This is a genomic window from Spiroplasma monobiae MQ-1, from assembly GCF_002865545.1.
In the GTDB taxonomy this organism is placed as follows: domain Bacteria; phylum Bacillota_I; class Bacilli_A; order Mycoplasmatales; family Mycoplasmataceae; genus Spiroplasma_A; species Spiroplasma_A monobiae.
This window is the reverse complement of the sequence record NZ_CP025543.1, coordinates 518,972-532,644: the sequence shown is the minus strand read 5'-3', so window position 1 is coordinate 532,644 and position 13,673 is coordinate 518,972. Positions and strand designations below refer to the sequence as shown.

General features: G+C 27.6%; 10 protein-coding genes. All 10 read left to right on the top strand.

Annotated features, from left to right (window positions below):
- Positions 1–294: 294 nt before the first annotated feature.
- The 10 genes from SMONO_RS02505 (at position 295) to SMONO_RS02460 (ending at position 13,664) form a co-directional block, all read left to right on the top strand.
- Positions 295–1,968 carry a PTS transporter subunit EIIC gene (locus tag SMONO_RS02505; RefSeq protein WP_101780785.1) on the top strand — a complete coding sequence of 558 codons (1,674 nt, stop codon included), beginning with the start codon at positions 295–297 and terminating at the stop codon, positions 1,966–1,968.
- Positions 1,969–2,007: 39 nt separating this feature from the next.
- A complete protein-coding gene (locus SMONO_RS02500) occupies positions 2,008–2,706 on the top strand; it encodes a GntR family transcriptional regulator (protein WP_101780784.1) in 699 nt (232 codons plus the stop codon).
- Positions 2,707–2,730: 24 nt separating this feature from the next.
- Positions 2,731–4,485, top strand: coding sequence for a PTS transporter subunit EIIC (locus SMONO_RS02495; RefSeq protein ID WP_158637902.1), 1,755 nt, complete (start codon positions 2,731–2,733; stop codon positions 4,483–4,485).
- Between the two features lie 22 nt (positions 4,486–4,507).
- On the top strand, positions 4,508–5,959 hold the full coding sequence (locus SMONO_RS02490) for a glycoside hydrolase family 32 protein (RefSeq protein ID WP_101780783.1): 1,452 nt from the start codon (positions 4,508–4,510) through the stop codon (positions 5,957–5,959).
- A gap of 4 nt (positions 5,960–5,963) precedes the next feature.
- Positions 5,964–6,884, top strand: a complete 921-nt coding sequence (locus tag SMONO_RS02485; protein WP_101780782.1) for a carbohydrate kinase family protein — start codon at positions 5,964–5,966, stop codon at positions 6,882–6,884.
- A gap of 89 nt (positions 6,885–6,973) precedes the next feature.
- Positions 6,974–7,699 (top strand): MurR/RpiR family transcriptional regulator, encoded by a 726-nt coding sequence (locus SMONO_RS02480; protein WP_101780781.1) that lies wholly within the window; start codon positions 6,974–6,976, stop codon positions 7,697–7,699.
- A 95-nt stretch (positions 7,700–7,794) separates the two neighbouring features.
- Positions 7,795–10,335 (top strand): glucose PTS transporter subunit IIA, encoded by a 2,541-nt coding sequence (locus SMONO_RS02475; protein WP_101780780.1) that lies wholly within the window; start codon positions 7,795–7,797, stop codon positions 10,333–10,335.
- 17 nt (positions 10,336–10,352) lie between these two features.
- The gene (locus SMONO_RS02470; protein ID WP_101780779.1) at positions 10,353–11,804 is read left to right on the top strand and encodes a glycoside hydrolase family 1 protein; all 1,452 of its coding nucleotides are present in this window, start codon (positions 10,353–10,355) and stop codon (positions 11,802–11,804) included.
- A 108-nt stretch (positions 11,805–11,912) separates the two neighbouring features.
- Positions 11,913–12,641 (top strand): MurR/RpiR family transcriptional regulator, encoded by a 729-nt coding sequence (locus SMONO_RS02465; protein ID WP_101780778.1) that lies wholly within the window; start codon positions 11,913–11,915, stop codon positions 12,639–12,641.
- Between the two features lie 102 nt (positions 12,642–12,743).
- Positions 12,744–13,664 carry an ROK family protein gene (locus SMONO_RS02460; protein WP_101780777.1) on the top strand — a complete coding sequence of 307 codons (921 nt, stop codon included), beginning with the start codon at positions 12,744–12,746 and terminating at the stop codon, positions 13,662–13,664.
- Positions 13,665–13,673: the final 9 nt, after the last annotated feature.

The following is a 13,673-nucleotide window of genomic DNA, read 5'->3' as shown; positions in this document are numbered from 1 at the left end:
GGCTGTATACTGTAATTACTACTAATTAATGTGTTTCGGGAAATTAAATTTTAAAAAATTGTCTTAATCAAATTTAGATGATATTGGTTATCTTAATTACTCAAAAAACTATTTTCTTTGCTATTCTTCTAAACCAAAAGTTGAGTATTTGGTTTAGAACACCCAATTTTATTTATAATAAACCCTCATTGAGAGGGTTTTTTTTATGTTTATTAAAAACTTATAATCATAGGTATACATATTGTGTTAATAAAGATAAATAATTACTATGTATCAATATTATTAGGAGGAAATATGTCTAAGAATATATTTTACGACAATGCTGTATTGATGATCGAACTTCTTGGCGGAAAAGATAACATTAAGGAAATACAACATTGTGCTACTAGATTGAGATTTATATTAATTGATGATGATAAGTTTGATTTAGAAAAAGCAAAAAAACATCCTTTATTTAAAGGTTATAAAAAGCAAGAAACACAACATCAAATAATTATTGGAACTGGTGTTGTTGACAAGTTGTACAAACAAATAAATTTGATTATAAAAGATAATCAAAGTGAAGGTGATATTAAATTAGAAAATAAAGAGCCTTTATGAAGAAAAGATGTCTCTATTAAGTCAAATCTATTTATGATTTCAAAAAGAGGAATGAACTCTTTTGCTTCAATATTTGTACCATTAATACCAGTTTTTATAGCTGGTGGAATGTCTTTGGCACTAAAATCATTGATCGGAACATTTGCACCAACTTCTGGTTTTACAAAATTGCTAGATATTATTGGTGGTGCTATTTTAGGATCTATTCCTGCGTTTGTTGGTTATACAGCAGCTAAAAGATGGGGTGGAAATCCTTATCTTGGTATGGCTATGGGGTTGGTTTTAATCTCTCCTGGGTTATTAAATAGTTATTCTACAAGCACTCCCGTATTATTAGGTTTTGACTTAAATACAGGTTCAAACATTATTGAAGAAACTAGAAAAGCTGCTTTCGATAATTGATTAAGTGAGAATGGATTAACTGTTTCTGAAGAAGACTATTTATCTATGATGGCAAGAACTGTTGGGGTATATTATCAAATATTTGGTAATGTTGCTGGTGGTTTCTTTAAGATAAAACTTATTGGTTATCAAGCTCAAATAATACCGGTATTAATGGTATTGGCTATATCTGTCAATATTGAAAGATTACTTAAAAAAATAACTCCAAATGTGATTGCAATTATTGTGGTACCTTTGGTTACTGTATTGATTTCATCTTGATTAGCATTTTGAATAATTGGTCCCTTAGGACAAATTATTGGAAGAGGAATATCAATTGCTCTTGCTGGTATGTTTAAATATACAAATTGAAACTTTATAGGGTTTGGTGGAATGGTGTTTGCGTTCTTCTATCCTTTCCTTGTTATTACAGGTTTACATCAAGGTTTCTTACCAATTGAGACACAATTATTGGTAGATACACAATTAAAATATGGTCATTCATTCTCATTTATAACTCCAGTGGCATGTGTTTCAAACATAGCTCAAGGGGCTGCTGCTTTAAGTCTTGTGTTCTTTTGTAAGAAAGACAAAGAACAAATTACAAAAGCTACATCGGGAACGATTGGATCATTTACAGGTATTACAGAACCTGCAATGTTTGGTATAAATTTACAAATAAAACCATTATTTGTATCAGCTGCAATTGGTAGTGGAATAGCGGGTTGATGACTGGGAATGACACATACTGTTGCAAACTCGCTTGGTAGTGCAAGTTGAATTGGATTGGTTCAATTCGATTGGACAACAACAGCTACAAAAGAATATTTTGCAAATGAAAATATTAATGCAATATTACAATCAATACCTATGGGGGCTCATATTTCAATAGCAATGCTTATTGCAACTGGAGCAACAATTGGTATGTCTACAATCTTGATGAAGACAAAGTGGGGTAAAAATTCTCTTGAAAACTATTTAAAATAGTTTTATTAATTGTATAATTCTTTTGAGGGGAATTTAGCAATGGACAAAAAATGAGAGATAGTTTTTGACTATTTGATGTACTTGATAAGAGAAAATAAAGTACTTCCCGGTGAAGTTTTGCCAAGTCAAAATATGTTAAAAACTAAATTCGGATATTCTGAGCAACCCATAAGAATTGCTTTTAATAAACTGATTGAACTTCAAATTGTAAAATCAGTTAATGGTAAAGGTTTTGTTGTCCAAGATAAAATTTCTAATAACTTATTATTTAGTTTTAGAGAATTATTCCCAGGTTCTAATAGTGTTTACACAAATTTAGAAGAATTAAAATGTGATATCAATTTATCAAGAACAACTGGCTTTCAAGTTAATGATGATCTATTAAGAATTAAATGTATTAGAAAAACATTTGAAGGAGAATTGATCTTATTTCAAGAAAGCTTAATTAAAAGAGATAAATTTAAAAATTTATCTCTGGATGTATTGAATGAAAATGGTTTAATGCATTTTATTGAGAATAAAACAAAATTAATTGTTAGTCACTCTGCAAAAAAAATATCATTTATAACAGATTATGAAAACTATTTAAATTATTTTAATTTAAATGATGAAATGGTGGACGGTCTAATTTTAGATGAGGGAAAAGTTTATGATATCTTTGGTGAGATATTAGAATTTAGACAAAGTTATTATCAGCCAAAATTCTTTGAATGAAATTTTATAGAGTGAAGAAAATAACAAATAGAATAGGAAATATCAATCATGGCAAAAGTAAATTATGCTCAAGAAGCACAAAGATTTGTCGATGCTGTTGGTAAAGATAATATTGAATCATATTTACACTGTGTTACAAGATTACGTTTTAATGTAATTGATAAAGACAAAGTAAATATTGATGCAATTAAAGAATCACCAATAGCAAAAGGAACTAACTGAAGTTCAACTCAATTACAAATTATCTTGGGGACAGGTGTAGTTGAAGCTGTCTATGCAGAAGTTCAAAAAATATTAGAAGTTAAAACTGCAAATATAAGTGATTCAAATAAAAAGGAATCATTTGATGAATTTGCACTAAAAGCAAAAGCAAATAAAGAAGCATTTAGAAATAAGGGTGGAAAATTTGCGTGATTACAATTAAGTATGAAAACATTAGGGGATATATTCTTACCAATAATTCCTGCTATTGTTGCAGCTGGTCTGGCAATGGGTTTTGCTGCATTATTGAAAACTATTATACTGGGTCCTGGAAATTCGCCTGAAGAAGGAAACCTTTTATGAATTATAGTTGATATTGTAACTAAAACGGCTTTTACATCTCTAGCAGTTTTGGTTTGTTGATCAACTGTTAAAAGATTTGGAGGAAATCCAGTACTTGGTATTATTGTTGGATTAATGCTTATTTCTCCACTATTGCCAGATAAAGGTGCTATAGCTACAGGAAATGCTACACCAATATACTTAGGATTCATACCTATTACTGGTTACCAAGGTTCGGTTCTTCCAGCACTTGTTATAGGTATTGGTGTAGCATATCTTGAAAAATGAATTAAGACATGAATGCCTAAATCTGTAAATATTATTTTCACACCATTCTTAACAATTGTGGTATCTTTATTGGTTGCTTTATTAGTTTTGGGACCAATATTATTATTGGTTGAAAACGGAATTCTAATTGGAACTGAAGCTATATTAAATATACCATTTGGTTTAGGTACAGGTATTATTGCGGGTGTTCTTCAAGCTATCGTTATTACTGGTTGTCACCAAGTTCTACAAGGTTTGGAGATTCAATTAGTACAAAATGGTTTAGGTAAAGAAGGATCAATCTTTAATGCGATATGAACTGCATCAATCATTTCGCAAGGTGGAGCTGCAATGGCTGTTGCCTTAAAATCAAAATCAAAGCAAGAAAAAAACTTAGGAATGTCATCTGCAATATCAACAATGTTTGGTATTACAGAACCAGCAATATTTGGTGTTAACCTTCCAAAAATTAAACCATTTATCTTTGCCTCACTGGGTGGATTTATTGGTGGATTATTTGCAGGATTACTTAATGTTAGATGTCAAGGAATGGGTGTAACAGTTATTCCTGGACTACTACTTTACACAGATAGTGTGAGAAATTTAATATTAATTATCTTAGTAAACATAATTTCATTCGGTAGTGCTTTTGCACTAACATTCTTCTTCTATTGAGAATCTGGAAGAAAAGTTACTCAAAAACAAATTGATGCATACGCAACAAAAGTTGTAAACGCACAAATTGACTTTAAAAAATTTGCAAAGCAAACTGATGTTAAAAATCATGAAGAGAAAGTTAAAGCTAATGAAGCTAAATTAGAAAAAATGAAAGCTAAAGAAGCTAAATTAAAAGAAGATAAAGTTAAATATGAAGCTTATGTTGAAGAAGTTAAAGTTTTAAGAGAAAAAGAAAAAGCTGAAAAAGAAAAATTAAAAGCTGAAAAAGCTGCTAAAAAATCTGAAAAAATAAAAGATAAAGAATCTAAAAAATAAAAACCAAAATGGAGAAATTAAAATGAAGTGAGAAAAATATAGTTTAATAAACGAAAGTCACTTAGAACTATTCAAAGAGTATCATGATAAAAAAGAATCTGATTGATATAACAATCAATTTCACTTATCAAGTTATGCTGGTTCTACAAATGATCCAAATGGTTTAGTATATTATAAAGGACAATATTTTGTTTTTATGCAAAGTTGTCCTTTTAGTATAGAACACTGAAATAAATCATGAGGACTTTATACAACAAAAGATTTTATTAATTATACTTATGAAGGATTAACTTTAATTCCATCAAATGACTATGATAAAAATGGTGTTTTTTCTGGAAGTGCAAGAGTTAATTCAAATGGTGAAATGGAAATCTACTATACAGGAAATGTAAAATTTAATGATATAGATAGAACAAGTTATACACTAAAAGCATTAATTGATTTAAAAGAAAAAGTTGTAACAAAAGAATTATTATTTGAATGTGATTTAAAAAAATACACAGGACACTTTAGAGATCCTATTGTATTTGAAAAAGAAAATAAATTATTTATGTTAAATGGAGCACAAACTTTAAATAAAGAAGGTGTTCTTAATGTTTATGAATTTAATGGAGAAACTTGAAAATTCAAAAAGGATGTTTTAGTTGATCAAGGTGATGAACAAAATTCTTACATGGTTGAATGTCCTAACCATTTTATATTAGATGGAAGAGAGTATGTTTTTGCTTGTCTAGAACAAGATGCTCCCTTAAGAGAGGGAAGTCACTTTGTTAAATATAGAGAAGTTGAAATTGACTCTGAAGCTAACTTTAAATTCAAAACTGAATTAAGAAAAATTGATTTAGGTTTTGATTTTTATGCACCACAAGTATTTAACAATACTGAAGATAGAGTTATCATGTTAGGTTGATTGGGAAATTCAAAATCAAATCCATTCCCTGAAGAGTTAACTACTTGAAGTAATCATTTAACAATACCAAGAGAATTATTTGTGAAAAATGATTACTTATATCAAATGCCGATTAAAGAATTAGAAAACTTAAGACTTAATGAAATTAAGTCTGAAGATAGTGCTTTTAATTATCAAAATGGATTAGTTGAAATTTTATCTGACAATATTTCAAATAAAGATTTTGAAATCAAATTAGCAAGTGAAAATAAATTTATAGTTCTTAAAAATAAGGATAATAATTTTGTAATTGACAGAACACAAATGGATTTTAATGATGAAGAAAACTTACCTTCAATAATTAACTTTGGTAATTTAGAGGTTAATAATGTTAGAATATTAATAGACAGAAGCTGTTTAGAAATATTTATTAATGAAGGTCAACATGCAATATCATTGAGATTCTTTATTAAAGATCACAGTAAAATTATTTCAGATTTAAATGAAATAAAAGTTATTCAATTAGATTCAAACAAGTATGTTTGAAACAATATTATGTTTAAAAATATATTAAAGGAAAAATAGAAGTATGAAAAAAATAGTATCTATTGGTGAAGTTTTAATGGATGTTTATTCAGCTGATGGCAAAACTAAAGCTGAGGTTGGGGGAGCAAGTTTTAATGTTGCTTGTTCAATTGCTGCGCTAAAAAATAACGAAAGTTATTTTATGGGTAGTTTAGGAAATGATAAATACAAAGATTCAATTAATACTTTCATAGAAAAATTTAATATTAAAACAGATTTCATTGAGCAATCACAATTACCAACAACAATAGCAAAGGTTACTTTGGATGAAAATAAAGAAAGATTCTTTGAATTTATTAGAAATAGTGATAATGATTTTCATTTATCTAATTTCTCAGAAGATAAATTAAAGGAAATTGATTTTATACACTTTGGAAGTGCAACAGCACTTCTTGAAGGTGATTTAAGTGACTCTTACTGAAGCTTGCTTAAGTTTGCAAAGAAAAATGAAATTAACTTTTGTTTTGATCCAAACTTCAGAGATAAATTATGAAATACTGAAGCTGAAATTAAGTTGTTCATTAGACTTTGTGTAGAGTTTTTGGATAATGCAAGTTTAATAAAATTAAGTGATGAGGAGTTATTGCTGGTTACTGGAATGATTAAAGAGGAAAATGCATTAAAAGAATTAATGAAGAATAATCCAAAAGCATTAATTTGTATAACAAGAGGAAGCAAGGACACTATGTGTGGATGAAACGGTGAAATTATTTTTGTTCCAACAATTCTTTGTGAAGAATTAGTTGATACAACTGGTGCTGGGGATGCATTCATCTCAAGTTTAATAAATGAATTTGTTACAAACAATATTAATGAAAATTCAACAAATGAGGATATAATTGAGATAGTTTCTAAGTCTAATGCTTTTGCAAATCAAGCGGTAAGACATTTAGGTGCATTAACTTTCTTAGAATATTTAAAATAGATAAAAGACATTTTATTAAATGAAAATGTTTTTTTTTTTTTTTTATTTAATAAAAATTATCTATAATCAAATTGGAAGAGGGTAAAAAAATGATTTCTGTGTTTGAAAAATTGGAAATATTAAGTAAGGATTTTGAAGAAACAACCTTTAAAATAATAGCGAAAAAGATAATGGAAAATTCAAAGAACGGAAAATTTTTCAATCAAGAAGAGCTAGCTTCACAAACATTTGTTTCTATATCTACATTAACTAAGTTTTCTAAAAAACTTGGATTTTCTGGATATCGTGAGTTTATTTTTACAATTAAAAATGAATGATCAAAATATAACTATGAAAAGACAAGTAGGATTGATTCACAAGAGGTTTTTGCAAATATTCAAAACTGAATTCAAAACAATGAAAAATTTGTTGATGAAATAATAATTGGAATAAATCGAGCAGAAGTTATAAATATTTATTCTTCTTATCAAGCTTATGATTGTTCAAAATATTTTGCAAACTTATTAATAGAATATGGCAAAGATGTAATACTGCTTAATAATGAATTTAGATTCAAACCAAGACAACAAAATGGAAAAGGAATTAATATAGTGGTTTTAACAGGTAGGGACAATGATACTTTAATTGATAACTTTACTAAGTCTTATGAAACAAAAGAAAATAATTACTTGATTGTTACTGAAAAACAAGAAAATAAGCTAGAAGAAGAATTTTGAGCCAAAATGCTTATTGACTTTGATTTGGATAATTCAAGAGCAGACACTAGAATATTGGCTCTTAATATGCTTTTCTTTACAATATTTAATAAACTTTAAAAACTTTACAATTAGGAAAGTACTTGAATGAGTAGATAAATCTATTCTTTTTTTTTACATATAATGGAAAATATTATTGTAAAGGAGAATTTTGTATGGAAATTAATCTATATGCTCCAGTTGACTGTGAAGTAAAACACATTTCTAAATGTAGTGATGCTGTTTTCTCAGAGAAAATGCTTGGAGATGGGATAGTAGTAATACCAGAAAACGGAAAGTTTTCATTGCCATTTGATAAGGCTAAGTGTAAGATGACATTTGAAACAAAACATGCTTATGGTTTTAAAATAAACAATGAGTTAGATGTTTTAATTCATTGTGGTATTGATACTGTTAAATTAAATGGGAAACCATTTACTCAAAAGGTAAAGCTTGAACAAAATTTAAAACTTAATGATGCAATATTTGAAGTTGACTTACAAGTTTTAAAAGACAACAATGTAACAAGTGAAACACCAATTGTATTTGATCCAGCAAGTGCTGAAGATATTCAAATACTTGGATTAAAAGAAGGAAAATACAAAAAGGGTGAATTGATTTGTAAAATTAGTTATAAGCAAGTGTCTCCCGCTAAAAGCGAAAATGGTTTAAAAGAATTTAAATCAAAATATCAATTAGCAGGTGAACACTTTGTGAATGCAGTTGGAGGAAGAGCTAATTACTCAAGAGTATATAACTGTATGACAAGGCTTAGATTTAACATAAATGATAAATCTAAAGTTGATGAAGCTAAAATAAAATCAAATGAATTAGTAAAAGGTATAAATTGAGCTGGTGATGAATTACAAATCATTATTGGTGGAGAATGTTATAAAGTAAGAGAAGAAATTGAAAAGTTAGATAACTATTCAGGATCTACCAAAGAAACAAAAGATAAAGTTAAAAAATCTGTTGGTTCTATAATAATGGAAGCAATTGCTGGAATCATGGTTCCGATTATCCCTGTGCTTATGGCTGTTGGTATATTTGGTGCTCTATATGCAATTACAAACCAAATTGGTTGAACACAAAACCTTGATGACCCAACAGTTAGTATTGAAAATGCAAATTTACTTTCAGTAATTATGTTCATTTTGCAAAAGGTAGGATTAAACTTAATTGGTGTATTCTTTTTATATAATACGGTTAAATATTTAAATGGGAATACTATTCTTGCTATATTTGCAGGATTGATATTGACTTCAAGAATATTGTTTGTTGGAGTATTGCCTACTGGAACTGAAGAATGAAGTTTTGGTCAGTTGATGTCAGAAACAAAATATGGAATTTCTGGTTGGTTCTTATTTAGGATATCTGATTATCCTGTAGTTATAAAAGCTTATGAAGGAAGTGTTCTTCCATTTATATTGGCTGGATTTATAATTGCTTATTCAGATAAATGAATTAAAACTTGAATGCCAAGTTCAATTGATATTGTATTTAGATCAGCTATTGTTATTTTCTTAACAGTAGTTCCTGTATTATTTATTGCAGGACCAATATTGGGATTATTAGAATACTTAATGGTTATTTTGGTTAATTTATTGGGTGCTATACCATTTGGTATAGGGGTTGCTCTATTTACAATTATATGACAACCACTTGTATTAACAGGTGTTCACGTAGCTGTTGCTATGACAATGATGTTACCAATCATAACAAGTGCAACACCTTCACCAATGTTACCCGCAGTTACAATAGCTGTTATGGGACAATTGGGAACTGTTATTGGTATAGCTATATTTACAAAAAATGGAAATTTAAGAGGCTTAGCCCTTAATGCAATACCAGCAGGAGTATTTGGTATAACAGAACCAATTATTTATGGAATAAACTTACCAAAAGTTAAACCTTTCATAATTGGATGTTTATCAGGAGGTGTTGGTGGATTAATTTGTGGTTACTTAGGTGTTGTTCAAAACTCTGTAGGTCCTCAAGGAATTCTAGCAGTACTAAACTATGATGAGCCAATGCATAAAGTTATATTATTATTATCATTTTTAGCAACAATTGGTACTGCTATATTATTAACTTTCTTCTTCTATAAAGAAAGAAAAAATGAATACAAAGTAGCAGTAGATGTTTCTAAAAAAATTGAAAAATTATTGAAAAAAATGAATTCAGAAAGTTTAGAATGATTTGAAAAAAATTCTAAAGATATTTCTTTACAAATAAAAGATAAAAAAGAAGTAATTAAAGAATATGAAAAATATTTACAAAAATTACTTAAGTTAGAAGCTAAAATTGCTTATTTAAATGGTGTAGAAGAAAAAACAAAAGCTAAACTATATAAAAAAGCAACAAAAGCTCAAGTTAATGAAAAATTAGAACAAGAAAAAATTGACATGATTGTTGAGAGATACAATTCATATAGTTTAACTGATAAAATTAATCCATTAGTGTTAGAAAAAGAAAATCTAATTAAAGACCGAAAAGATACAGTTAAAAACTATGAATCAACAGTTAAAGAATTAGAAAATGCTACATTTGAATTTGTAGAAAACATTTCAAAAGAAGTTAAAAAAGAAGAAATATTAGAATTCAAAAACTTATATTGAAATGCAGTAAATGCTGTTGAGGTAGGTTATGGTGTTCTTGAAGAGAAAAAAATTTACTTTACAAAAGAACAAAAAAGAAATTTACTAGCAGTTAATTAACAATAAGGAGGCAAATTATGAAATTTGTTAAAAAAGATTTCTTGTGAGGAGGGGCGACTTCAGCTTCACAAGTAGAAGGGGCATATGATGTTGATGGTAAATCACTTACAATCGCAGATATGAGACCTTTCAACCCAAATTTGGATCGTAAAAGTGTAAGTGAATTAAATGCTTATACTAGAGAAGATTATGAAAAATCAATTGAAAACAAAGAAGGTCTACACTATCCAAAAAGATTTGGAGTAGATCAGTATCACAGATACAAAGAAGATATTGCTTTATTTAAAGAAGCTGGAATGAACATTTATAGAATGTCAATTGCATGAAGTAGAATCTTTCCTAATGGAGATGAAGCAGAACCAAACAAAAGTGCAATTGAATTTTACAGAAGTGTATTTCAAGAATGTAAAGATGCCGGAATGGAAGTAATGTTAACCATCCAACATTATGACGTTCCTTATCCAATTACAAAAGAATATGGTGGATGATCAAACAAAAAAGTTGTTGATTTATTTATCAAATTCTCAACAGTTATTATGAACGAATACAAAGATTTAGTTAAATATTGATTACCATTTAATGAAATCAATATTGCAACATTATCTCCTGTTACTGGTCTTGGAGTTTTCAAAGAAGACTTCAAAACAGAAGAGGAATATAAAAATGCTGCATGACAAGGATTGCACAACCAATTTTATGCTCAAGCTAAGGTTATTGAAATTGCAAAAACAATTTCAAGCAATATTGAAATGGGATGTATGGTTGCTAACATGACAACTTATTATTCTGACTGTAACCCAGTTAATGTAATGGAAAACTTAAAATTCCAACAAATGGAAAGATATTTCTACTATGATGTAATGATCAAAGGAAAATATCCAACATATTCAGAACGTTATTTCGAAGAACACAATATTAAATTTGAAACAACACCTGAAGAAATGAATGTAATTAAAAACAATCCAATACATTACATTACTTTCAGTTACTACATGACCTCAACAATTTCAAAAGAATTATTAGAAAAAGCTGGAGGAAATTTACTAATGGGAGGTAAAAACCCATTCTTAAAAGCAACTGAGTGAGGTTGACAAATTGATCCAATTGGATTAAGAGTTACTCTAAATGAATTATGAGATAGATATGAAATACCTTTATTTATTTCAGAAAATGGTATTGGAGTTGTTGAAACATTAGATAGCAACAATACTGTTGAAGATGATTATAGAATTGATTACTTATCAGAACACTTTAAACAAATGAATGAAGCTATTCTTGATGGAGTAAATGTATTTGGTTACACAATGTGAACACCAATTGACGTTGTAAGTTTAAGTACAAACGAAATGTCAAAACGTTACGGATTAATCTTTGTTGATTATGATGATTATCACAAAGGTACTGGAGATAGATTCAAGAAAAAATCATTTAATTGATTCAAAAAATTCAGAGAAACTGGAGAATTATAAAATCCAAAAAAAATATTTTATCTTTGTAAAATATTTTTTTTTTTTTTTTTGAAAAACATAATCTTAAAAACTATAATTATATAGAGAATGAAATAAAGGATAAAAATAATGGAATCAATAGTAGAAAAAATTGAAAAAGTAACAAGAGGAATTAATGAAGGAACATATATTACAATCGCTAAGATAATATTAAGTCATTTCAACAATGGAGATTTTAAAGATCAGAAAACACTTGCTCAAGAATCTTTTGTTAGTATAAGTCAAATAACTAAATTTTCAAAGAAAATTGGTTATTCTGGCTATAGAGAATTAATGTTTGAATTAAAAAAAGAGTATAAACATTATGATTGAAATAGAAATATAAAAGATGTTAACGTTATTGAAAAATTAAATTCTATAACACATTGAATTTCACAAAACAATTTCTTTATAAAAGAAATTGTGAATGAATTAAAAATAAAAGAAACAATTAATATTTATTCATCATATCAAGTTAAACATGCAGCAAATTATATAAAAGATCTTTTTGTCTCATTAAATAAAAATGTAAGACTAATTAGTAATGACTATAGATCTAATTTAATTAAAAATGATGTTAATGATTTAAACATAATTATAATTTGTTCTGCAGATAATGATTCACTATTAAAAGTTTGAAATTCAACAAGGGAAGAAGGACAAAAGTCATTTTTAATAGCAAGCGAAAGACAAAGATTTAAAATTGATGAAAAATTCGAAGCAGAAATGATATTGAATTACGATTTTAATAGTTCTAAAATGATATATAGAAATATAATTTTAGAACTTTTATTCCTTCACATATTTGAAAAAATTTAACACTTTCTTTTTAGGAAAGTGTTTTCTTTTTTTTGAAAAAGACTTATTATTTTCTTACTAAAATGAAAAAATAATAAAGAAAGAAAGAATAGAGGAATAAGTATGAAAAGCTATACTTTTGATGTTGGAGGAACAGGAACAAAATGTATTGTATTTGAAAATAAAAAAGAAATAAAAAATGAATATTTAACTTGTGAAGCAGATGTTGTTACAGAATTTTTTACAAAAACTAGATTAGTTAAAGTTTTTGAAGAAATATCTAAAGTGCTAGATAATGAAAAAGAAGAATTTAATGTTTTCTTGGCCTTGCCCGGAATTATAGATTCAAAGAATAAGAAAATACTATCACCATCAACTATTACTGAAATCGACATAAATATTGAAGAATATTTTTCAAAATATAAAAATATGAAAAAAATTCTTATAGAAAATGATGCAAAGTCAGCTGCAATTGGTGAATTTTATGAAAGAAATAAAACAAAAAAAGTATCAAATATGGTTCATATAACTATTGGTACTGCAATTGGTGGTGGAATAATTATTAATGGAAAAATATATAATGGAGCAAATTTAAGAGCGGGAGAGTTTGGTAAGATGTATTCAAGTATTGGTAATGAGAGGAATTATTCTGTAACTTTTGATACAGGTTTGGGTGCCTTGCTTTTTAAAAGAAAGTTTTTAAACAAAGAAGAAAAAATTTTAACAGGAAAACAAATGTTTGAACTATATAATGAAGGAGAAGAAATAGCTGTAAAGATGATTGATGAATGGATAGAACAAATAGCAAAACTTATAATTAATTTAGATTATGTATTAGATTTTGAATTAATAACTATTGGTGGCGGTGTTAGCGAAAATGAACAGTTTCAAGATATGATCAAAAAAGCAATAAGTAAAAACAAGGAATTTGTTTTTCAAGGAATGGTAATGAATATAAATCAAGAAATTGAATCTAAATTCGATATTTCTATGCTTAAAAATAAGGCTGCATGTTATGGTGGGCTTTACTTACTAAATAAATAAAATAGACAC